At 72.8% G+C, this 22,991-nt stretch carries 16 protein-coding genes and 1 pseudogene; 7 read left to right on the top strand and 10 right to left on the bottom strand.

Annotated features, from left to right (window positions below; all coding sequences use genetic code 11):
• The 3 genes from QMK28_RS22810 to QMK28_RS22800 all read left to right on the top strand — a co-directional run.
• Positions 1 to 3,255, top strand: a 3,255-nt coding sequence (locus QMK28_RS22810) for an amidohydrolase family protein (protein WP_326440922.1), incomplete at its 5' end; no start/stop codon positions are given.
• A 300-nt stretch (positions 3,256 to 3,555) separates the two neighbouring features.
• A complete protein-coding gene (locus tag QMK28_RS22805; RefSeq protein ID WP_326440920.1) occupies positions 3,556 to 4,740 on the top strand; it encodes a mandelate racemase/muconate lactonizing enzyme family protein in 1,185 nt (394 codons plus the stop codon).
• Positions 4,741 to 4,809: 69 nt separating this feature from the next.
• The gene (locus tag QMK28_RS22800) at positions 4,810 to 6,846 is read left to right on the top strand and encodes a DUF2264 domain-containing protein (protein WP_326440918.1); all 2,037 of its coding nucleotides are present in this window, start codon (positions 4,810 to 4,812) and stop codon (positions 6,844 to 6,846) included.
• Positions 6,847 to 6,870: 24 nt separating this feature from the next.
• Here QMK28_RS22800 and QMK28_RS22795 read toward each other — a convergent pair.
• A pseudogene (locus QMK28_RS22795) lies at positions 6,871 to 7,551 on the bottom strand (AraC family transcriptional regulator); the annotation flags it as partial.
• 58 nt (positions 7,552 to 7,609) lie between these two features.
• On the opposite strand from QMK28_RS22795, the gene QMK28_RS22790 reads away from it, so the two are divergent.
• Positions 7,610 to 8,128, top strand: a complete 519-nt coding sequence (locus QMK28_RS22790) for an anthrone oxygenase family protein (RefSeq protein WP_326440917.1) — start codon at positions 7,610 to 7,612, stop codon at positions 8,126 to 8,128.
• Between the two features lie 111 nt (positions 8,129 to 8,239).
• The gene (locus QMK28_RS22785; protein WP_326440915.1) at positions 8,240 to 11,344 is read left to right on the top strand and encodes a glycoside hydrolase family 2 TIM barrel-domain containing protein; all 3,105 of its coding nucleotides are present in this window, start codon (positions 8,240 to 8,242) and stop codon (positions 11,342 to 11,344) included.
• Here the strand turns inward: QMK28_RS22785 and QMK28_RS22780 are convergent.
• From QMK28_RS22780 to QMK28_RS22755, 6 genes are all read right to left on the bottom strand, one after another.
• Positions 11,334 to 12,233 (bottom strand): chitosanase, encoded by a 900-nt coding sequence (locus tag QMK28_RS22780; RefSeq protein ID WP_326440913.1) that lies wholly within the window; start codon positions 12,231 to 12,233, stop codon positions 11,334 to 11,336. The genes QMK28_RS22785 and QMK28_RS22780 overlap by 11 nt on opposite strands.
• A 153-nt stretch (positions 12,234 to 12,386) precedes the next feature.
• On the bottom strand, positions 12,387 to 13,739 hold the full coding sequence (locus tag QMK28_RS22775; RefSeq protein ID WP_326440911.1) for an MBL fold metallo-hydrolase: 1,353 nt from the start codon (positions 13,737 to 13,739) through the stop codon (positions 12,387 to 12,389).
• A gap of 200 nt (positions 13,740 to 13,939) precedes the next feature.
• Positions 13,940 to 14,593: an alpha-ketoglutarate-dependent dioxygenase AlkB family protein gene (locus tag QMK28_RS22770; RefSeq protein WP_326440909.1), complete on the bottom strand. Its 654-nt coding sequence runs from the start codon at positions 14,591 to 14,593 to the stop codon at positions 13,940 to 13,942.
• Between the two features lie 195 nt (positions 14,594 to 14,788).
• Positions 14,789 to 15,625, bottom strand: coding sequence for an SAM-dependent methyltransferase (locus tag QMK28_RS22765; protein ID WP_326440907.1), 837 nt, complete (start codon positions 15,623 to 15,625; stop codon positions 14,789 to 14,791).
• An 83-nt stretch (positions 15,626 to 15,708) separates the two neighbouring features.
• Positions 15,709 to 15,945 carry a DUF397 domain-containing protein gene (locus QMK28_RS22760; protein WP_326440905.1) on the bottom strand — a complete coding sequence of 79 codons (237 nt, stop codon included), beginning with the start codon at positions 15,943 to 15,945 and terminating at the stop codon, positions 15,709 to 15,711.
• A gap of 3 nt (positions 15,946 to 15,948) precedes the next feature.
• Positions 15,949 to 16,815: a helix-turn-helix domain-containing protein gene (locus QMK28_RS22755; RefSeq protein WP_326440903.1), complete on the bottom strand. Its 867-nt coding sequence runs from the start codon at positions 16,813 to 16,815 to the stop codon at positions 15,949 to 15,951.
• A 99-nt stretch (positions 16,816 to 16,914) separates the two neighbouring features.
• Between QMK28_RS22755 and QMK28_RS22750 the strand changes: the two genes are divergently transcribed.
• A complete protein-coding gene (locus QMK28_RS22750) occupies positions 16,915 to 17,388 on the top strand; it encodes an ATP-binding protein (protein ID WP_326440901.1) in 474 nt (157 codons plus the stop codon).
• Between the two features lie 81 nt (positions 17,389 to 17,469).
• Here the strand turns inward: QMK28_RS22750 and QMK28_RS22745 are convergent, their stop codons facing one another.
• Positions 17,470 to 18,270, bottom strand: coding sequence for an SGNH/GDSL hydrolase family protein (locus QMK28_RS22745; RefSeq protein ID WP_326440899.1), 801 nt, complete (start codon positions 18,268 to 18,270; stop codon positions 17,470 to 17,472).
• A gap of 236 nt (positions 18,271 to 18,506) precedes the next feature.
• On the opposite strand from QMK28_RS22745, the gene QMK28_RS22740 reads away from it, so the two are divergent.
• Positions 18,507 to 19,328, top strand: coding sequence for a tyrosine-protein phosphatase (locus QMK28_RS22740; protein ID WP_326440897.1), 822 nt, complete (start codon positions 18,507 to 18,509; stop codon positions 19,326 to 19,328).
• 63 nt (positions 19,329 to 19,391) lie between these two features.
• On the opposite strand, the gene QMK28_RS22735 is transcribed toward QMK28_RS22740, so the two are convergent.
• Entirely contained in the window at positions 19,392 to 20,792 is a 1,401-nt protein-coding gene (locus QMK28_RS22735; RefSeq protein ID WP_326440895.1) for an aspartate aminotransferase family protein, read from the bottom strand.
• Positions 20,789 to 22,861, bottom strand: coding sequence for a 1-deoxy-D-xylulose-5-phosphate synthase (gene dxs, locus QMK28_RS22730; RefSeq protein ID WP_326440893.1), 2,073 nt, complete (start codon positions 22,859 to 22,861; stop codon positions 20,789 to 20,791). The genes QMK28_RS22735 and dxs overlap by 4 nt, the downstream gene beginning before the upstream one ends.
• Positions 22,862 to 22,991: the final 130 nt, after the last annotated feature.

Genomic DNA, 22,991 nt, shown 5'->3' with positions numbered 1-22,991 from the left:
GCTCTCACGCTGCCGGCGGACCTCGCGGCAGCGGTCGAGGCCGGAGCCGGGCGCGACGCGCTCTCCTTCACCGCCGCGACCAACGGGTCGGCGACGCTCCACCCCGCCGGCGGCAAGCTGATCGCCGAAGTGCAGAACGTGCTGTGGTCCATCCCGCGCGAGGGCGGCGCGGCCGTCGCGCTCACCCCGCCCGACCTCGAACCCACCCGCCCGGTCTTCTCCCCTGACGGCGAACTCCTCGCCGTCTGCGCCTATCGCGGCGGCGGCTTCCACCTCTGGACGCTGCGGCCGGACGGCTCCGGGCTGCGCCGGCTCACCGACGGACCGTGGGACGACCGGGGCCCGGCCTGGTCCCCGGACGGCAGTCTGCTCGCCTTCGCCTCCGAGCGCGGCGGCGACACCGTGACGGGCAGCCCGTACCGGATCTGGACCGTGGACGTCCGCAGCGGTGACCTGACCCGGCTGAGCGGTCTGCCGCATCAGGACGGACCGTCGCAGGACGGGGCGTGGGAGGACTTCGACCCGACCTGGTCGCCGGACGGCGAGCAGGTGCTGTTCGTCCGCGCCCAGGTGGCCGGGGCCGCACTGGACGCCCGGACCATCGCCTCCGTACGGGCCGACGGCACGGGCCCGGTGACCGTCGAGCACACCGAGACCGCCGCCGGCGTGCAGCTGATGACCCCGGCCGTGTCACCCGCCGGCCGGCTGGCCTATCTGCGCACCACCGGGTCGCCCGTCGCTCCCGGCGCGCCCGCCGCCTCCTGCACGCTCGTGGTGGACGGCGAGCGGGTGCCGGTCGAGGGCGATGTGCTGCCCGTGCCGCCGCGCTGGGTGTCGAAGAAAGAGCTGCTGCTGACCGTCGGCGGGCAGTTCCGGCTGCTGAGGCCCGACGCGCCCGGTGCGAGCACCGAGATCCCCTTCACCGCGAGCCTGCCGGTCGACCGCCCCCGCTACCGCGTCAAGCGCTACGACTTCGAGGGCGGCCGGACCCGTCCGGTGCGCGGTGTGCATCTGCCCGCACTGTCCCCCGACGGCGAGCGGGTGGCATTCGCGGCCCTCAACTCCCTGTGGGTGGGCGGCGTTTCGGGCGGCGGCGCGCCGCGCCGGATCGTCCGGGCCGACGCGACCCGCTATGTAATGGGTCCGACCTGGACCGCCGACGGGCGCGGCCTGGTCTTCGCCGACGACCGCGACGGGCTGTTCGCCGTCCGCCGCCGCGACCTCGAATCCGGCGAGGAGACCGTGCTCGCCGCAGGGGGCCGGGTGCACCCTGCGCTCTCGCCCGACGGCAAGCGGCTCGTCAGCCTCGACATGGCCGGGAACCTCGTTCTGCGCGATCTGGCGGCCGGCACGGACCGGGTGCTCGCCGCGCCGCTGGGCGGCGGCGGGCTGCCCGGCAGGCCGAGTTGGTCGCCCGACGGCCGCTATGTCGCGCTCTGCGACCGCAACCGGCTCAACCAGCGCTTCCGCGAGGGTTACAACCTCATCCGGGTGGTCGACACGCGCGCCGGCGCGAGCCACGGCCCCGGGGGCGCGAAGTCCGGCGCGAGCGCTCCCCGGCTGCACGCCGTCGCGCCGCACACCTCGATCTCCGACCGCTACGACTCCGGGCCCGTCTGGTCCCCGGACGGGCGCTCGATGGCCGTGATCGTCGAGTCCGCGCTGTGGCTGCTGCCCGTACGCCCCGACGGAACGCCCGACGGCGAGCCGCGCCGGCTCACCGCCGAGGCCGCCGACCACCCCTCCTGGTCCGGTGACTCCCGGCGGCTGCTCTACCTCTCGTCGGGGCGGCTGCGGCTGATGGACGTACGGGACGACAAGGCCCGTACGGTCAAGGTCCCGTTGAGCTACCGGCGGCCCGCGGCCGGCGACACGGTCGTGCACGCCGGGAGGTTCTGGGACGGCACGGGCGAGACGGTGCGCGAGAACGTCGACGTGCTGGTGCGCGGCGGGCGGATCGACTCGATCGAGCCGCATCGCGCCGGCCGGTCCGCCGCCCGCCGGGTCGACGCCTCCGAACGGACCGTCATCCCCGGCCTGTGGGACTCTCATACGCACCCCTGGCAGTACACCTACGGCGGCCGGCAGACCAGCACGCAGCTCGCGTACGGCATCACCACCGCGGTCTCCTTCGGCGGCTTCGCGTACGAGCAGGCGCGCCTGCGGGAGGCCATCGCGGCCGGGCGGCTCGCCGGGCCCCGGCTGCTGAGCACCGGGGAACTGCTGGACGGGCCGCGCGTCGCGTACAGCATGGGCCGCAGCCACCGTACGAAGGCGGGGCTGCGGCGCTCGCTGGAGCGGGCCGCAGCCCTCGACTGGGACTTCGTCAAGACCTATGTGCGCGCCCCCGCCTGGGTGATGGCGGAGGCCGCGCGGTTCGCCCACGAGGAACTCGGGGTACGCAGCGGCAGCCACCTCTGCTCGCCGGGCGTGAGTGTCGGACAGGATCTGACGACCCATCTGCAAGCAACGCAACGACTCGAGTTCGGCCACGCCACCTCGGCGACGGGACGGGCCTACAGGGACGTCGAGGAGATCTACACGGCGACGGACTTCTCGCTCGTCGCCACCCCGTTCACAGCTCTGACGCTGCTCGGCGACGACCCGTCGCTGGCCGAGGACGACCGGGTCGACTCGCTGATGCCGCCCTGGGACGTCGCCCTCGTACGCCAACAGGCCAAGCTGCCGCCGAGCGCCGCGCAACTGCTCGCGCTGGAAACGGAGATGGGGGTGTACCGGCGAGTGCTGGCCGGCGGCGGGCTGGTCGCGCTCGGGACGGACTCACCACTCGTCCCGGTGGGACTGCATCTGCACCTGGGGCTGCGCGCTCTGCACCGATCGGGACTGTCGGCGGCCCAGACACTCCGTACGGCGACCGCGCTGCCCGCCAAGGTCTTCGGCGCCGAACGCGATCTGGGCACCCTGGAACCGGGCAAGCTCGCGGATCTGACGGTCGTGGACGGCGATCCGTTCACCGACTTCGACTCGCTGGTGCGCACCGTGTCGGTGCTGCGCGGCGGTACGCCTTATGAGCAGCGGGACTTGGTCGACGCGTTCCCTCCGGCCGGGGCGGGTCCGGCCGGGGCGGGTCCACCCGCGCCCGGTCCGACCGCGGCGGCCGGAGGGAACCGGGCCGAGCGGGACGGGGCCGGGTGGGACGCGGACGGACGGGGTAGTGACCGGTCCGTGGACCACGACTGGCTGGAGGTCGGGCGGGCGATGCGGCGCGACAGCTGTTGCGACGGGGAGGTCTGAGGCGGGGGCGTCTGAGGGAGCGGCAGCTGTACGAGGCGGGAAGGGCCGAGGCGGCGGGGGCCTGCACCTGGCTGACCGCCGCCGTCGGCGCGCGTTCCCAGAAAGCGCTTTCTGATATGGTCCCGGCTACGTTGAGGACCTCACGCATAAGTGGTCAAAAGGTTGTCCGGAAGTTTCGGAGCGTGTCGTCACCGTGACCCTGGGGGGTGCCGTGAGCGAGCGGGAAGCGCAGAGCCGCCCGCGAGTGGCCACCGCGCCGCCCGTCGGCGAAGTCGGCCCGACCGACGGAAGGTTCAACCCATGACCGTCCCTCCCATGCCGCCCATGCCGTTCCGGCTCACCGGCCTGACCGTCGACCGGATCAGGACCTTCGCCGTCGCGCTCCCCGCCCACCGCTCGTTCGGCGTGTCCGGGGGGGCGACAGCCGTCGCGGGCAGGCCCAGCGTGCGGGTGCTGGTGCAGGTCAGCGCCGACGGTGTGGATGGCTGGGGCGAGGCGTCGCCGACCCCCGCCTGGACGTACGAGACCGCCGAGTCGATCGTCACGACGATCGACCGCTATCTCGCCCCGGCCATCATCGGCAGGCCCGTGTGGGACCTGGACGGCGTCGACTCCGCCTTCGACCGGGCGATCGACCGGGGCTTCAGCACCGGCGCTCCGCTGGCCAAGAGCGCGGTCGACGTCGCGCTGCACGATCTGCTGGGGCGCGCCGCGGGCGTCACCCTGGGCGCCCTCTGGGGGCAGCGCCGCCGCGAGACGATCGAGCTCGGCTGGGTCGTGTCGGGGCAATCGCCCGCGGAGGTCGCCGAGAGCGTCGCCGAGGGGCGCGCGGCGGGCTACCGGGCCTTCAAGGTCAAGATCGGTCTGCACGACGAGGAGACGGACGCCGCCGCCGTCACCGCGGTGCGCGACAACGCCCCCGACGCTCCGCTGTGGGTCGACGCCAACCAGGCGTACACGGTGCCCGCCGCCCTGCGCATGGCCCGGCGGCTGGAAGGGCTCGGGGTCACCGCGTTCGGGCAGCCGCTGCCCGCCGACGACATCGCCGGGCTGCGCCGGCTGCGGGACGGCAGCCCGATCCCGGTCGCGCTCGACGAGAGCCTGTGCCACCCCAGCGATCTGGCGACTTTCATCCGGCTGGACGCGGTGGACGTCGCGGTCGCCAAGGTGCAGCGCGGCGGCGGGCTGACGCTGTCCCGGCGGCTGTGCGCGCTGGCCGAGGACAGCGGGGTGCGGCTCATGGGGTCCGGCCTCACCGACTCGGACGTGGGGCTGGCCGCCTCGCTGCACCTGTTCGCGGCCTACGGAATCGACACTCCGGTGGACCTGAATGGCCGTCAGTTCATCGAGTCGCCGTACGCGGGCCCGACCGTACGGGTCGAGAACGGCATCGCGTACGTGCCCGACTCTCCCGGTCTCGGCGTCGAGGTCGATGAGGCCGTCGTCGCCGAACTGGCCGTCGACGTCCTGGAAGTACGCCCCTGAGCCACGTCCCTCCGGTCCCGTTCCCCTCGGTTCCCCCGCCCGCCGCGAAGAGATCGGACCGCCCGCACCATGCCCGCACCGCACCTCCGCCTCCCGTCGGCCGACCGCGTCCGATCGCCCCGCACCGGCTGGACCCGCGCGCACTGGGAGGCAGTCGCCGACCGGATGCTGGACGCGCTCACGCCGTACGCCACGCCCGGGTTCGCGCAGTACCGGCTGCCGGGGCGGGCGAGTTGCTCGGGGGTCGTGTCCGACGGCCTGGAGGGCTACGCCCGTTCGTTCCTGCTCGCCGCCTTTCGCATCGCGGGAGCGGGCGGGGACGCGGACCCGGCGCTGATCGAGCGGTACGCGGCCGGGCTCGCCGCCGGAACGGACCGTACGAGCGGCGAGGCATGGCCCCAACTCACCGACAGTTCACAGCAGATGGTCGAAGCCGCCTCGATCGCGATCGGGCTGCACGAGACCCGACCGTGGATCTGGGACAAGCTGGACGAGCGCGTTCAACAGCGGGTGGTCGACTGGCTCTCGGGCTTCATCGGCTGCCGGACCTGGGACAACAACTGGCGGCTTTTCCAGGTGGTTTCGGAACAGTTCCTCGCCTCGGTCGGCGCTCCGCACTCCCGGTCCGACATCGACGGCGGGCTGGACCGGATCGAGGACTGGTACGTCGGCGACGGCTGGTACACCGACGGCGACGGCAGGAACTTCGACTACTACATCGGCTGGGCGATGCACCTCTACCCGCTGCTGTGGTCACGGATGGCGGGCGCGGACGACGGCGGCCGGGGCGCGGTCTACCGGGAGCGGCTGGCCCGATTCCTCGCCCCCTACCCGCACTTCTTCGGCGCTGACGGCGCGCCCGTCCACCAGGGCCGCTCGCTCACCTACCGCTTCGCCTCCGTCGCCCCGGTCTGGATGGGCGCGCTCGCCGACTGCACCCCGCTCGACCCCGGCCTCACCCGCCGGCTCGCCTCCGGGGCGCTGCGCCACTTCGCGGAGCGCGGCGTGCCCGACGAACGCGGCCTGCTCAGCCTCGGCTGGTACGAGCCGTTCCTACCCGCCACCCAGCCGTACTCCGGCCCGGCCTCCCCGTACTGGGCGAGCAAGGGCTTCCTCGGCCTGCTGCTGCCGGCCGGGCACCCGGTATGGACCGCGACCGAACTCCCGCTGCCCGTCGAGGAGTCCGACCAGTACACCGCTCTGCCCGCTCCCGGCTGGCTGCTGCACGGCACCCGGCACGACGGCATCGTGCGGCTGCTCAACCACGGCAGCGACCACAACCCGTACGTCCCCGGCGGGACCGGCGGGACCGGCGCGACCGGCGCGACCGGCGCGACCGGCGGGGCCGGCGGGGCCGGCGGGGCCGGCGGGGCCGGCGACGGGAACCCGTCCGACGGGCCGGACGAAGCCACCGACGACCCGCACTACGCCAAGCTGGCCTACTCCACCGCGACCGCCCCCGAGTCCGCCCCGCACGCGTGGTCCCGCGCGGTCGACAACCACATCGCCCTGCTGGCGCCGGACGGCGCGCCCTCCCGCCGCCGACGCATCCACCCCCTCGGCTGCTCGGGCCGCACCGCCTCCTCCTGGCACGCGGCGCGACTCCCCGGCGCGGACACCGAACACCGCATCGAGACCACCTCGCTGCTCCACGGCCCCTGGGAGTTCCGCGTGCACCGCGTCGCCGCCCCGGCCGGCGTGACGGTCCGCGAGGGCGGCTACCCGGTCGCCGCCGCCGACCGCCCGTACGCCCAGACGGGTCCTGGCTGGGCGCTGGCTCGTACGGCGGGCGGCCTGACCAGCGCGGTCGTCGCGCTGCACGGCTGGTCCGAGCGGACCCCGGCGGTCTCGCGCGACCTCCGGGCCAACGCGTTCGGTCCGCACTCGGCGACGCCCTACGTCACGCTGCCCGACCACCCGGGCGGCCGGACCGTCCACGTCACGCTGATCGCGCTCGCCCGCGGCACGGTTGACCCGCGGGCGCTGCGCGAGGCGATCAGCGTCGAGGTCTCGGGCGATAGCGCGGGCAATGGCGATGGCACCGACCGGAGCGAGGATGGGCAGGTCGTCATCCGGCTCGCCGACGGGCAGGTGCTGCGGGCGTAGCGGCGCCGGGCAGGTGGCCTGCCGTCACGCGTCGGCCCCCTGGGCCCGACTCTCCGCGCCCTCCGGCGCGCCCGCCCGGTGCTGCTGCGGGCTGACTCCGCGTACCCGTTTGAAGGCCGCGCTCAGCGCGAAAGCGCTGCCGTAGCCGACCTGCCGCGCGACCGCGCCGACGGTCGCGTCCTGCCGGCGCGGCAGGTCGGCGGCGAGCGCCGGCCGCCAGCCGGTGAGGTACGTCATGGGCGGCTCGCCGACCAGCGCGGCGAAGCGACGGGCCAGGGCCGCGCGGGAGACGCCGGTCGCGGCGGCGAGGGCGGCCACCGTCCAGGGGCGGGCCGGGTCGTCGTGGATCATCCGCAGGACCCGGCCGACCACCGGGTCGCCGTGCGCCCGGTACCAGGCCGGGGCTTCGGCGTCCGGGCGGGAGAACCAGGCGCGCAGCGCGGCGACCAGCAGCAGATCGAGCAGCCGGTCGAGGAAGACCTCCTGGCCGGGCTCGTCCTTGGCGATCTCGTCGTCCAGCAGCGCGACCAGCGGGCAGTCCCAGGTGTCGTCCCGGATGACCAGCAGCGGCGGCAGCGCGTCCAGCAGCCGCCGGCTGACCTCGCCGTCCATCCGGTAGGTGCCGCTGATGATCGTCGCCGTGCCGTCCGCGCTCTCGCCCCAGGTGCGCACGCCCAGGTGCATGACCCCGCACAGTTCCTCGCCCATGAACACGCGCCTCTCACCCATGGCCCCTTCGCCCGGTCCCGGATTGACTGGGGCCATGTCCGACAACTCGCAGTTCCTGGAAGCGTCGCGCACCGTCGCGCTGATCGTCTCGACGCTGGTCATGGGTCTGATGGCGGGGCTTTTCTTCGCCTTCTCGTGCGCGGTCATGCCCGGTCTGGGCCGGACCGACGACCGGACCTTCGTCGGCGCGATGCAGTGGATCAACGTGAGAATCCTCAACGGCTGGTTCGCCGTCGCCTTCGGCGGCGCGCTGGTGTTCACCGTCCTGGCCGGAGTCCTGCACCTCAGCCAGGGACAGCGGTCCGCGCTGCCGTGGATCGCGGCGGCGGTGGTGCTGTACGGGGCGGCCCTGGTCATCACGATGGCCGTCAATGTGCCGCTCAACAACACGCTGGACGCGGCCGGGAAGCCGGACGCCATCTCGGACCTCGCGGCGGTGCGCGAGCACTTCGAGGCCGCGTGGGTGCGCTGGAACCACGTCCGCACGCTGCTGTGCACGGCCGGGCTCGGCTGCCTGGCCTGGGCGCTCGTGCTGCACGGGCGGGTCGAGTGAACAGAGCCCGCGCCACACCGCTCCCGGCCCTTGCCCCGGCGTCCTCCTTCCCGCAGCGTTGGCGCGTGCACTCTGTGGAACGCCCCCGTTGAGCGCTGCCTGAGGAGAACGATGAGTCACTCCGCGAAGACGCCGGTCCCCTACTACGAGGACGTCTCACCGGGGAGCGGCACCCTGCCGCCCCGCGCCTGGTACCCGGCGTCCGACGCCCGGCGGCTGGGCCTGGACGGGATGTGGCGCTTCCGGCTGTCACCGACCGCCGCGGCCGAGGACGACTCCTTCGCCCGGCCCGACTTCGACGCCGGCACCTGGGACGAGCTGCCGGTGCCCGCGCACTGGTCGCTGCGCGGGCACGGCGCGCCCGCCTATACGAACGTCCGCTACCCCTTCCCGGTCGATCCGCCGCGCGTGCCGACCGAGAACCCGACCGGCGACCACCGCCGCGTCTTCGACCTGCCCGCGGCCTGGCCCGCGGCCGGGGAGTCGGTACTGCGCTTCGACGGTGTGGAGTCCTGCGCCCGGGTCTGGCTCAACGGCCGGGAGCTGGGAACCTTCCAGGGCAGCAGGCTGCCGCACGAGTTCGGGGTCGGCGCGCTGCTGCGCCCGCGCGGCAATGTGCTGGCCGTCCGGGTCCACCAGTGGTCGGCCGGGAGCTACCTGGAGGACCAGGACCAGTGGTGGCTGCCCGGCATCTTCCGCGCGGTGACGCTGCTGCACCGCCCCGAGGGCGCGGTGCGGGACTTCTTCACGCACGCCTCGTACGACCACCGCAGCGGGCGGGGCACCCTGCGGGTGGACTGCGAGCCGGGCGGCCGGGTGAGCGTTCCCGAGCTGGGCATCGAAGCCGCGACCGGCGAATCGGTGACGCTGCCCGTCGAGCCGTGGACGGCCGAGTCGCCGAGGCTCTACGACCTCGAACTGGTCACCGCGGGCGAGCGGGTGCCGCTGCGCGTCGGCTTCCGTACGGTGGCGGTGCGAGGCGGCCTCCTCACGGTCAACGGCAGGCGCGTCCTCTTCCGCGGCGTCAACCGCCACGAGTTCCACCCCGAGCACGGCCGGGCGGTGGACACCGCGACGATGCGCCGCGACCTGCTGCTGATGAAGCGCCACAACATCAACGCGGTGCGCACCAGCCACTACCCGCCGCACCCCGCCTTCCTCGACCTGTGCGACGAGCTGGGCCTGTGGGTCGTCGACGAATGCGACCTGGAGACGCACGGCTTCGCCGAGGTCGGCTGGCGGGGCAACCCGGTCGACGACGACCGCTGGACCCCGGCGCTGCTCGACCGCGCGGCCCGGATGGTCGAACGGGACAAGAACCACCCCGCCGTCATCATGTGGTCGCTGGGCAACGAGTGCGGCACCGGGCGCGGGCTGAGCGCCATGGCCGACTGGATGCGCGAGCGCGACCCGGACCGCCCGCTGCACTACGAGGGCGACCCGAGCTGCGCCGACACGGACGTCTACTCGCGGATGTACGCCGACCACGCGGAAGCCGAGCTGATCGGCCGGCGCGCCGAACCGCCGCTGCCAGGGCCGGAGGCGGACGCCAAGCGCCGCGGCCTGCCGTTCATCCTCTGCGAGTACGCGCACGCGATGGGCAACGGTCCCGGCGGACTGGCCGAGTACCAGCGGGTCTTCGAGACGTACGAGCGCTGCCAGGGCGGCTTCGTATGGGAGTGGATCGACCACGGCATCGCGCGCCGGACCGCCGACGGGCGGCCTTACTTCGCGTACGGCGGGGATTTCGGCGAGGAACTGCACGACGGCAACTTCGTCTGCGACGGGCTGGTCTTCCCCGACCGCGCCCCCTCCCCCGGCCTGATCGAGTACAAGAAGGTCATCGAGCCGGTCCGGATCGAGGGCGACGTGGCGGCCGGCACGATCCGCGTCCGCAACGCGCACGACTTCGCCGACCTCTCCGCGCTGCGCTTCGTCTGGTCCTACGAGGTGGAAGGCACGGCCGTCGCGGGCGGCGTGCTGCACGTACCGCCGCTGGCCGCAGGGGCGACGGCCGAGCTGAAGCTGCCCGACCCCGGCCCGGCCGCCGCGCGGCGCACCGCGACCGAGGAGGCCTTCTGGCTGGTGCGGGCCGTGCTGGAGCGGGACACGGCGTGGGCGGCGGCCGGGCACGAGGTGGCCTGGGGGCAGTGGCCCGCGGCTCCGGGCGGCGGGAGCGCTCCGAGCGGTGCGAACGCTCCGGGCGGCGCGAACGCTCCGGGCGCGGACGCGGATTCCGCCGGCGCGGCCCGCGCCTCGCGCGCCCCCGTCTCCGCCCGTACGCCCCGCGCGGGCGAGGGCGGTGTCATCGTGCTCGGCCCCGGCACCTTCGACGCGGCGAGCGGCGAACTCAAGTACCTCGACGGTTTCCAGCTGACCGGCCCCCGGCTCGACGTCTGGCGCGCACCGACCGACAACGACGAGGGCGCGCCCTGGCGGCCGGACACCCGCTTGGCCACCCACTGGCGGCGGCTCGGGCTGGACCGGATGCGGCACCGGCTCGCGGAGATCGCGGTGTCCGACCTCGCGCTGACGGTCACGACCCGCGTCGCCCCCGCCGCCGGCGACCTGGCGCTGCGCACGGTCTACCACTGGACGTCGGACGGCGACCGGCTGCGGCTGACGGTGGACGTCGAGCCGGAGGGCGACTGGCGGGTGCCGCTGCCCCGGCTCGGCGTACGGATGGGCGCGTGCGCGAGCCTGGACAGCGCCGAGTGGTTCGGCGGCGGCCCCGGCGAGGCGTACCCGGACACCCGTTCCGCGTCCCGCGTCGGCCGCTACGCGATGCCGGTCGCCGCGCTGCAGACCCCGTACGTCCGTCCGCAGGAGAACGGGGCGCGGCCGGACGTACGGTGGGCGCGGCTGCGGCGCGAGGACGGCACGGGGCTGCACATCGCGGGCGCGCCGGAGCCGTTCTGGTTCTCCGCCCGACGCTGGTCGGGCGAGCAGCTCAGCGCGGCGGCGCACACCACCGACCTGGTGGCCGGGCCCACCCTGTGGATCCAGCTGGACCACGCTCAACAGGGCATCGGCAGCCAGTCCTGCGGTCCCGGCGTGCTGCCGCAGCACATGCTGCGGGCCGCTCCGGCGACGTTCGGCTTCGACTTCCGCACGCTCGGTCCTGGAGACGAGGTGGCGGCAGCGGGTGACCGTGCCGCTGACGCCACCGGACCCGTGAGCCAGGGGCACTCGCCCCTGGCCTGGCCTAGTTGCTGATCGTGAAGCTCTCGCCGTACATCTTCCAGGTCAGCGGGGGCTTGAGCGCGAAGTTCCGGTTTCGCAGGAACACCCGCTGCGCGGTGTCGACCCTGCTGGTGTCGCTGTGCGCCTCCTCGGTGAGCATGGCGGCCTTGCGGGCGTCGAGGAACGCGTTGAGGTAGGTCCTCTCATTGCCACCCTGCGCCGGGGTCTTCGCCTTGGCCAGGGCGGTCGCGCGGATGCCGCCGAAGCTGACCGGGCTGTCGCCGGGGCCGTGCATGACGATGGCGTCGTAGTAGGCGAACTGGCCGAGCGCGCCCAGCCCGTCGTCCTTGGCGCGCTTCACGGACGGGCCGAAGTAGACGCGGTCCCGCTCGTGCTCCTGGGCCTGCTGGAAGACGCGGTCGGCGGCGGCGGTCTTCCAGGCTCCGGTGAAGCCCGGGTCGAGGCCTTCGTGCGAGTCGGTGCCGTCGACCTTGCGCAGGGCCGGGAGGTACTTGGCGAGGGCGTTGCCGGGCTTCTGAGCGGTGTAGTACTCCACCAGGTCGAGCATGTCGCCCGTGCCGGAACAGAAGCCGACGATGCCGGCGGTGTATCCGCGGCCGTCGTCTATGTCCTCGATGTACTTGAACTGGGCTTTCCAGTCGAGGGAGGAGTTCTCCGCGCTGGACACCAGCTGCATGGCGATGTCCTTGGTGTGCGGGTCGTTGAGGTCGCCCTCCGCCGCCGGCTTCGCGGCGTGCGGGGCGGCTGCCGACTGGCCGGCCGACGGCTTCTGGTCGGACGCCTGGCCGATGCCCGCGAAGACCAGGGCGGCGGGGACCGCCACGGCCACGGCCGCGATGGCGATCCGGGTGGAGCGGCGGGCGGCGTGCCGAGGAGAGTTCCCCGAGGGGCGCAGGTGCATGTGAAGCTCCAATGTCTGCCGACTGTGGGGGCCGACCGCGCCAAGGGGGCGGCACGGTTAGGAACCTTTCCTAACCATTGAAGCGTCCCTGTCATGTCTGCCACAAGGGTTTCGACGGAAGGAGCCGGTCCGCCGGGAGAATCGGCGTCGCCGTCAGCCGCGTACCGAGGTCTCGGACGCGGGCTCCGCGGGCGCGCCGGGCTCCGGCTCCGCCGGTCCTGCCGGTGTCACGAGCCCCGCGTCGGGCCCGGCATCGGGCGTGACGTCGGCCCCCGCACCGGGCCCCTCGACCAGCGCCGGGTCGGATGCCCGGTCCGACGCCGCGACCGGCGTCGTCGTCGCGGTCGCAGGCGCGCCCGCCGCGCCCGGCGTGGCGAGGCCGCTCGGCCGGCCCCGCGCGGGCTCCGCCGCCAGCGCGCGCCACCACGGGTCGAGCGGGATCTCGGCCGCGGGCTCGAACGGCTTCCCCGGCCGGGGAACCGCGACCTTCGCGCCGGCCGCCAGCGCCGCCGCGACCGTACGCTCGGCGGGCTCCGCCCACGGGTGCGGCGCCAGGTTGAAGGTGCCCCAGTGGATCGGCAGCATCGTGCCGGCCGGGGCGCCGCCGGACAGATCGGCGTGCGTGCGCAGCCCTTCCTCCGGGGTCATGTGGATGTCCGGCCAGAAATCGCTGTACGCGCCGATCTGGATCATCGTGGCGTCGAACGGACCGTGCTCCGCGCCGATCTCGGCGAACCCCGCGAAATAGCCGGTGTCGCCGCTGTGGAAGATCCGGTGCTCGGGCCCGGTCACCACCCAGGAGGCCCACAGGGTGAGCTGACCGCCGCGCAGCCCGCGCCCGCAGAAGTGCCGGGCCGGGGTGGCGGTGAGCGTCAGCCCGGCCACCTGGGTCGACTCGTTCCAGTCCAGCTCGGTGACACGGTCCGCGGGCACGCCCCAGTGCTCCAGGTTCGCGCCGACGCCCAGCGGGACGACGAAGACGGTGCCGGTGTCGGCCAGCGCCTTGATCGAGGGCATGTCGAGGTGGTCGTAGTGGTCGTGCGAGATCACGACCGCGTCCACCCGCGCGAGCTCCGTGAGCGGCAGCGGCGCGGGGTGCAGCCGCCGGGGCCCGACGAAGGTGAAGGGCGAACAGCGCCGCCCCCACACCGGGTCGAACAGCACCCGGCGCCCGTCGATCTCGGCGAGCACGCTGGAGTGCCCCATCCAGGTCAGCCGCAGCCCGGAATCGGGCGGCCGGCCCCAGTCCGCGTCGGTCGGCCGGTGCACGGGGATGTCCCCGTTCGGCGACCTGCGGGCCCAGTCGGCCCGGCAGAGAGTCGCACGCAGCATCGCCTTGCCGGCGCCGGGCAGCATCTGGCCGGTGGGCGCGGAGTTGCGGAACTGCCCGTCGACGTAGTTGGGGGAACGCCTGATGCGCTCCAGCCGCGCACCCGCGGGGTCGGCGCCGAAGGCGGCGGGGCGCAGCGAGAGCAGCCGGGAGCGTCGAGGGGTCGAGCCGGTCACGGCACCTCCAGGGTGACGACGGTGGGAGCGTGCGGCAGACGGCGCGCGCTCCGGTACATCCATTATGTGCGGCCGTGACTTTCACGCCCCGGGGACAGGGGTGTTTCAGCCCCTCCGCCGGGCGACGGCGCAGGTCGGAGCGGCGGAGCCCGGCGTCCGGCCGGTCCCGCCCCCGAGCCGCTCCGGCGGCCGGCCCGCGATCAGTCCGCGAGCCCGCTGACCCGCAGGGTGATGTTGAGCCGCCCGGTCAGCCCGAGAGCGGGCGGCGCGGTGCCCGGCAACGTGCGGGGCACCCCGTGGTACGCGAGCCGGGAGGGCCCGCCGAACACGAAGAGGTCGCCGCTGCGCAGTTCGACGTCCGTCCAGGGCCGGCCCCGGGTCTCGGTGTTGCCGAACCGGAAGACGCAGCTGTCACCCAGGCTGAAGGAGACGACGGGGGCCTCGGAGCGCTCGTCGCTGTCTCGGTGCTGGCCCATCCTGGCCCCGCCGGCGTAGAAGTTGATCAGCGCGATGTCGTACGGAGCGGCCGGACCGGGCTCGCCGAAGGCCGCCTCGACGGATTGCGCCGCGAGCTCGCCCAGCCAGTCGGGAAACGGCTTCACGGGCGCGCCGTCCCCGTCCACCACCGTCCGGGCGTAGCCGTACGGGAACCAGTGCCGGCCGAGCCCCACCGATCGCACCGACATCTCCCCGCCGCTCGGCATCCGCACCGTGCGCAGCCCGGCGGGCGGCCGGGCCCACGCGCGGCACGCGTCGAGCAGCCGGCGCTGCGCGTCCAGGTCGAGCCGGCCGGGCAGATGGACCGCGCCGGGCGCGATCTCGGCCACGGGTCGCGGAAACAGCTCCTCACTCACCTGGTCGACTTTATGCCGGAGGCGGGACGGACTGCCTGGCTGGTACGGGCTGCCGGGGTCATACGGGCTGCCGGGGTCGTACGAGCTCGGGGCCCGTACGAGCGCGGGGACGGCCCCCGTAGGCCCTTTCCCGGCCTCCGCCCACCCCCATACGGCTCGTCCCGCCCCCCGACGCCGTCCGCCGCGTTCCAGCGGTCAGACCTTGCGGCCCACCCCGCCGTAGAAGATCGTCTTGTTCAGCTCGTCGTCGCTCGGCAGCCGACCGTCCGGCCGCCACAGCGGTACCCGGAGCAGCCCGGGCTCCAGGAGTTCGAAGCCTGCGAAGAACGGCTGGACCTCGGCGCGGGAGCGCAGCGACAGGCTGGCCGTGGCGTTCTTGTAGACCCGCTCCACGTCGGTCTGGGCCGCTCGGTCATGCACACCGCCGGTGTGCGGCTCGCCGGTGGCGTGGGTGAGTACGAGATGGCTGCCGGCGGGCAGGCCCTCGGCCAGGGTGGCGACGATGGCCGCCGGGTTCTCCTCATCCTTGATGAAGTGCAGGACCGCGCCGAGGATCAGGCCCACCGGCTGATCGAAATCGATCAGCTCCCGGACGACGGGGTCGTCGAGGATCGCCTTCGGCTCCCGGACGTCCGCCAGCACGAAGCCGGTGTTCGCCGTGTTCGTCAGCCGGGCGCCCGCGTGCGTCGCCACGATCGGATCGTTGTCGACGTAGGCGACCCGGACGTCCGGAGCGACCTCCCGCGCGACCTCGTGCGTGTTGGGCGAGGTGGGGATGCCCGTCCCGATGTCGATGATCTGCCGGATGCCCGCGCTCACGACGGCCCGCACCGCCCGGTGCAGGAAGTCACGGTTGGCCCGGGCGCTCGGGCGCACCTCGGGGTGGGCTTCGACGACGTACTCGGCCGCTGTCCGGTCCACCTCGTAGTTGTCCCGGCCGCCGAGGAAGTAGTCGTACATCCGGGCCGGGTGCGGCTTGCTGGTGTCTATCTGGTCGGCGGAGAAGCCCTGGTCGGTCACGCCATGCTCCATTCGGTAGGGGTATTTCGGTAGGGGTATGGGGTCGGGTCGCGCGCCGCTGCCGGAGCCGGGTCGGACTCGGTGGTCCGCTCCGGTCAGGCGAGCAGGAAGTCGGCGTCGCCGGCTTTCGCGCCCTCGATGAACGTTTCGATCTCGTGCGGCGTGTAGATGAGGGCGGGGCCGTCCGGGTCGGTGGACTGGCGCAGCGCCACCCGGCCGTCGCCCAGCTTCATGGCCTCGACGCAACTTCCCCCGTTGCCGCCGCTCCACGGCTTGCGCCAGCCTTCCGTGCCGAGCTCTTTGGCGGGCATGCCGTTGTAAATGCCACCCATGATTCAGATCTCCTTGCGAATACCACCGAGGATGGCCTCGGTCCTCAGTGCCGGCGCGGCCTGCGCGCACATCCGGTCAAGAGCCTCCAGAAAGGCCGAGACGTCGTTGCGCTGGTCGAAGTAGGCGGCGCCGATGAGGCTCTCCGTGTACGCGATGTCGGGCAGTTCCTTGATCGGGAACCGGAAGATGTGGAAGGGCCCGTACATCGCCGGATGCGGACCCGCGGCGAACGGCATGATCTGCAGCCGGACGTTGGGCATCGAGGTGGCCTCGATCAGCCGGGAGATCTGCGCGCGCATGACGGCCCGGCCGCCGATGGGACGGCGCAGCACGGTCTCGTCCATCACCACCCACAGCAGCGGCGCGTTCTCCCGGGTGAGCAGGGACTGCCGCTCGGTGCGCAGCGCGACCCCGCGTTCGAGGTCGGTTTCGGTGGCGTGCGGCATTCCGGCGCGCAGCACCGCGCGGGCGTAGTCGTCGGTCTGCAACAGGCCGGGGACGTAGTGCGGTTCGTAGGCGCGGACGAGGTTGGCCTCGCCCTCCAGGCTGACGAAGACGCTGAACCACTCGGGGAGCACGTCCCTGAAGCGGTGCCACCAGCCGGGCTGGTTCGCTTCGCGCGCCAGCGCGAGGAAGCCGTCGACCTCCGTGAGGTCGGCGACCCCGTAGGTCTGGAGCAGCTTCTCGACGTACGGGATCTTGAGGCCGACCTCGGCCTTCTCCATGCGGCGGATCGTCGCATGGGTGACGTCGAGAGCCCGGCCGGCCTGCTCGTAGGAGAGTCCGGCCTTCTCGCGCAGCTCTTGCAGCCGTTTGCCGAGCACGACCCGCAGGACAGTCGGGGCACCGCCCGACCGTGCGTCTGTCACCACTGGTCCCTCCAACTGCCTTACCGGGTTCGCAGTGTGTCATGTGGTCAGCTGACCGAACAGACTGTCCTTACGATTCTGTAATTTACAGACTGGACCTTGCCGTACGTCACCAACGGCGAGCATAGTGGCGGGGTGGCCCCCTCCCATGACGCGTTCCACCTGCCCGCGCTCAGCGCATCCGTCGCCGAAGCACGAAGGCGCGTCCTCAGCCAGTTAAGGGAATGGGGCATAGCCGAAGAGGTCCGTGACGACGCCGGACTGGTCGTCTCCGAGCTGTTCACCAACGCCTTACGGCACACAGACAGCGAGAAGATCGGCTGCGAACTGCGGTTCAACGGGGACCTGTTGCGGGTGGAAGTGGCCGACCAGGGCTGCGGCACGCTGGAGCCTCGCGAGCAGGTGAGCGACGCCGACCAGGAGGGCGGTCGCGGGCTGTTGCTGGTCGGCGCGCTGTCCGACACCTGGGGGGTCCGCCCCGACAAGAGCGGCAGAGGCCGGGTCGTGTGGGCGGATCTGTCCTCCGTCTGCGCCCCGCTGCGGTCCAGGCACGCTGTGACCCCGCGCGGCTGACCTCGTACGGGCCCGACCGCCCCGTACGACCGCGTTCGGTATTCCGCGTTGCGTCTTCCGCGTTGCGTCTTCCGCGTTCCGCTACAGCGGCAGCAGGTCCGGCCGCTTGGGCTCCACGTGGTCGCCCGAGGACTCGCCGCGCAGCCGCCGTCCGATCCACGGCACGAGATGCTCCCGCGCCCAGTGCACATTGTCCCGGCGCACCTCCGCCGGAAGGCGTTGCGCCTCGGTGGGCCACGGCTGTTCGGGGTCGGCCGGTACGTCGAGTCCCAGGACCTGGCCGGCCCGCAGCGCGACCCGGGTGTGACCGTCGGCGGACAGATGCAGCCGGTCGTCGTCCCACGCCCTGCGGTCCCGCACCGAGCGCAGCGACCAGAGGTCGAGCACCGGGCAGTCGTACCGGTCCGCGATGGCCCGTACATGCGCGCTGTAGGTCGCGATCCTGCCGCGCAGGTGCCGGAGCACCGGGACGTCGCGGGTGTCGAAGCCGGTGCACACCAATATGGTGCCGATGCTGCCGCTGAGGTCGGCGACGGCCGCCTCGAAGCGCTCGGCGACATCGTCGGGGTCGCTGCCGGGCCGCAGGATGTCGTTGCCGCCCACGCAGAACGTGACCAGATCGGGTCCGAGTTCCTTGGCGCGGGGCACCTGTTCGGCCACGATCTGATCGAGCAGCCGGCCCCGGACGGCGAGATTGGCGTAGCGGAAATCGTGCTCGGGCCGCCGGTCGGAGAGCAGCACGGCCAGCCGGTCCGCCCAGCCGATCAGCGCTCCGTCGGGCCCTGGATCGCCGACGCCCTCGGTGAAACTGTCCCCGACGGCTGCGTACGACCCGATGGCGCCCGCGGCGCCCTTCTTGAATGTTTTCGAATCGTCTGCCACGTCGGCCCATGTTTCCCCCCTGGGCGTGGTCTACGCCACCGTAACCAGGGCTTGACAGGTGGTGATTAATTCCACCGGCCATGATTCGGCAAAGTCGGAATACGCGGAATCCATGGTTCCAGCCTGCCCGGCGCGGTTCCGACCGGCCCGGCGACCGGCCGGAACCCGTGTCGTAGGGTCGGGAGAATCCAGCCACCTCGGCGAACAGCGCCGGTGGCCGACCCCGAGGAGTGCTTGTGACGCAGACGCCGCAGGTCCCGCCGAACCCGACCGGCGCCGTCGAGCCCGAGCTCGCACAAGTGCGCAACTTCCGTGACGTGGGCGGGCTGACGACCACGGACGGACGCCGGGTACGGCAGGGCCGGCTGTTCCGCAGCGGGCACCTGGCGCACGCGACCGAGGCGGACACGGCGTTCCTCGACGGCCTCGGGCTGCACACGATCTTCGATTTCCGCAACGGCGCGGACATCAAGCTGGAGGGCCCCGACGTCACGCTGGCCGGCGTGCGGAACGTGAACCTCCCGCTGACCGACCCGGCGGACGGCGCCGAATTCTGGGTGATGGTGCGCGACGGCAACCTCGACCAGTTGCGGGGCGCCCTCGCGGACGGCCAGGCCGCCAACCGGATGGCAGCCTCCTACCGGTCCATCATCTCGACCAGGACCGCCGAGCACAGCCAGGTGCTGCACGCCCTCGCCGAGGACAGCGTGCCCGCGCTGATGCACTGCGCCGCGGGCAAGGACCGCGCGGGCCTGTCCATCGCCGTGACGCTGCTGGCGCTGGGCGTCGAGCGGGAGGCGATCGAGGCCGACTACTTGGAGAGCAACGCCGCCCACCGCCGCTACAAGGTGCGCCGCAGCGACAACTCCGCGGTCGGCATGTCCCCCGAGGTCATGGAACTGCTCAGCCCGCTCTTCGACGCCCGCCCGTCGTACCTCGCGGCGGCGTACGACACCATCACGCGGACCTGGGGCACCGTCGACCGCTACCTGGAGGACGGCCTGTCGATCACCCCCGAGCTGCGCGAGCGGCTGCGCGCGAACCTGCTCGACGACTGACCCGCGCGCCCGACCCGCGCGCCGGCTGTCCCGGGGGACGGCCGGCGGCACGGCGTCCGGCAGTCAGCGGTTGGCGACCGCCTGTTTCACCAGCGTGCGGCCGAACTCCCACATCAGGCCGCCGCCCGCGTGGGCGTCGTCCATGACGGCGGTGAACGCCTCGACGAAGCGGTCCACCTCCCGCTCGCCGATGGTGAGCGGCGGGATCAGCTTGATGACCTCCAGATGGTCCCCCGACACCTGGGTGAGGATGTGGTGCCGCTGCAACAGCGGCACCACCACCATCTGCGCGAACAGCCCCTTCCTGGCCGCCTGCAGCATCGTCCAGCGGCTGCGCAGCCTCAGCGACTTCGGCTTGCCGAACTCGATGCCGATCATCAGCCCCCGGCCGCGCACCTCGGCCAACAGCTCGTAACGGTCGACCAGTTCGGCCAGCCGGGTGCGCAGCATGTCGCCGGTGCGCCGGGCGTTCGCGACGAGGTGCTCGTCGTCCATGACGGCGAGCGTCGCGAGCCCGGCGGCCATCGCCTGCGCGTTGGAGCCGAAGCTCGCCGAGTGGACCAGCACCCGGTCCATCGAGGAGTAGACCTTCTTGAAGATCCAGTCCTTGCCGAGGGTCGCGCCCACCGGGACGTAGCCGCCGGACAGCGCCTTGGCGACGCACACCAGGTCCGGTTCGACGTCCTTCTCGTGCTGGTACGCGAAGAAGTCGCCGGTGCGGCCGATCCCGGTCTGCACCTCGTCCACGATCAGCAGCGCCTTGTGCCGGTGCAGCAACTCCTGGGCGGCGCGCAGGAATCCGGGCGGCGTCGCGTGCACGCCCTTGCCCTGGATCGGCTCCACGATGAAGCCCGCTACGTCCCCGCGCTTCAACTCGCGCTCCAGCGACGCCAGATCACCGAGTCCGATCGCGGTGTCGGGCAGCAGCGGGGCGAATCCGTCCCGGAAGCCGTCCTCCCCGTTGACCGACAGCGCGCCGGTGGTCAGGCCGTGGAAGGCGTGCGAGCAGTAGACGACGCGCGGTTTGCCGGTGGCGTAGCGGGCGAACTTGAGCGCTGTCTCGACCGCTTCCGTACCGCTGCTGCCGAAGAACACCCGGTCCAGGTGCGGGGCGTACCCCAGCAGCTTCTCCGCGAGCAGTCCGGGCAGCGGCTGGCAGTCGAACCGGGTCAGGTCGGCGAGCGAGGCGTCGAGCACGTCGTGCAGCGCCTTGCGGACCACCGGGTGGTGCCGGCCCAGGCCCATCACGCCGAACCCGGCGAGCATGTCGAGGTAGTCCTGCCCGTCCTCGTCCCAGAAGTAGGCGCCCTCGGCCCGCTCGTAGACCTTGTCGAAGCCGAGGGTGTGCAGCATCCGGGGCAGCTGGTGGTTGAGGTGGCGGGCGTGCAGCACATAGCGTTCCGCGCCGCGCTCGGCCAGCAACTGCCCGAGATCGAAGCCCTTCTTCGGCTCAGCGGTCGTCATCCGCCGCTCTCCTTACTGGCAAGGGGTGCTTCCTTCTCGCTACGGGCCGCCTCGCCGCCGGACGGGTCGCCGCCCGCCGGGGCCGCGCGGCCGGGCTCGGCACGGCCCGGCTCCGTCCGGCCCGGCTCCGCGAGCGCCGCTACGACGGTCGGTGACAAGACGTCCGCCGTACCGCCGCTCAGCACCTCGATCCGGGCCATCGCCGCACCGATCCGTCCGGCGATCTCGACCGGGGTGAGCCCGAGGTCGGCGAGGACCTCGGCCCGTTTGCCGTGCGCCAGGAACTGTTCGGGGATGCCGAAGGTGCGTACCGGCAGATCCACCTCGGCGTCGCGCAGCGCCTGCGCGACGGCGGAACCAACGCCGCCGTTGCGGCTGTTGTCCTCGACGACGGCCACGGCCCTGTGGCGCACGGCCAGTTCGGGCAGCGCCGCGTCGACCGGCTTGACCCAGCGCGGGTCGACGACCGTGCAGCCGATGCCGCGCGCGGCGAGCAGAGCCGCCGCCTCCAGACAGACCGGGGCCATGGTGCCGACCGCGACCAGCAGCACGTCCTCGCCCCCGCGCTCGCCGCCGCCCGGCCGGTGCAGCACGTCCATGCCCCCGACCCGGGCCAGCGCCGGGATCGGCGCGCCCACGGACTCCTTGGGGTAGCGGATGACGGTCGGCGCGTCCTCGACCTCAACGGCCTCGCGCAGCTCGGCGCGGAGCTGGTCCGCGTCGCGCGGCGCCGCGATCCGCAGGCCGGGGACGACTTGCAGCACCGACATGTCCCACATGCCGTTGTGCGAGGCCCCGTCGACGCCGGTGACGCCGGCCCGGTCCAGGACGAAGGTCACGCCGCACTTGTGCAGCGCGACGTCCATCAGGACCTGGTCGAAGGCGCGGTTGAGGAAGGTCGCGTAGACGGCGACTACGGGGTGCAGACCCCCCGTCGCCAGTCCGGCCGCCGAGACGGCCGCGTGCTGCTCGGCGATGCCGACGTCCCAGACCCGGTCCGGGTACGCCTGGGCGAACTTGCCCAGCCCCACCGGCTGGAGCATCGCCGCGGTGATCGCGACCACATCGGGGCGCTCGGCCCCGATCCGGACCATCTCGTCACCGAAGGCCGAGGTCCAGGACTGGCCGTTGGAGGGGGTCACCGGCTCGCAGGTCAGCGGGTCCATCACCACGACGGTGTGGAAGCGGTCCGCGTCGTCCTCCAGCGCCGGCCGGTAGCCGCGGCCCTTCTCGGTCAGGCAGTGCACCAGGACGGGCCCGTGGAAGCGCCTGGCGCGCCGGAGCGCCGATTCGACGGCCGCCGTGTCGTGCCCGTCGATCGGGCCGACGTACTTGAGACCCAGGTCCTCGAACATGCCCTGCGGCGCGAAGGCGTCCTTGAAGCCCTTCTTCGCGCCGTGCAGCGACTCGTAGAGCGGCCGGCCGATCACCGGGGTGTGCTGGAGCTTCTTCTTGCCCCAGGCCAGGAAGCGCTCGTAGCCGTCGGTGGTGCGCAGCGTCGCCAGGTGATTGGCGAGGCCGCCGATCGTCGGCGCGTAGGAGCGCCCGTTGTCGTTGACGACGATGATCAGCGGGCGGTCCTTGGCGGCGGCGATGTTGTTCAGCGCCTCCCAGGCCATGCCGCCGGTGAGCGCGCCGTCGCCGATGACGGCTACGACATGGTCCGGACGGTTCAGCACCTGGTTGGCCTTGGCGAGACCGTCGGCCCAGCCCAGGACCGTGGAGGCGTGCGAGTTCTCGATGACGTCGTGCTCGGACTCGGCGCGCGAGGGGTATCCGGAGAGGCCGCCCTTGCCGCGCAGCTTGGAGAAGTCCTGCCGGCCGGTGAGCAGTTTGTGGACGTAACTCTGATGGCCGGTGTCCCACAGGATGCGGTCGGCCGGCGACTCGAAGACCCGGTGCAGTGCCATGGACAGCTCGACCACGCCCAGATTGGGCCCCAGATGGCCGCCGGTTCTCGCGACGGCGTGTACCAGGAAGTGGCGGATTTCCGCGGCGAGTTCGTCGAGTAGCTCTACTGGCAGCGCCTTGAGCTCGCGCGGCCCCCGAATGTTCTCCAGCATCGACACGCTTGGGCCCCCTCTCCGTACTTCTCCCGTTCGGGATCGATCCTGATCAGCCCTGATCAGCTCTGGCCGGCTCCGCTCAGCCGGTTCCCCCGCCCACGGCCACCGTCCCGACCGGGGTGGGCCGCGCTGT

Source organism: Streptomyces sp. H27-D2 (assembly GCF_035828615.1).
Lineage (GTDB): Bacteria > Actinomycetota > Actinomycetes > Streptomycetales > Streptomycetaceae > Streptomyces.
The sequence above is the reverse complement of the archived record's forward strand: the minus strand, read 5'-3'. Positions and strand labels throughout refer to the sequence as shown.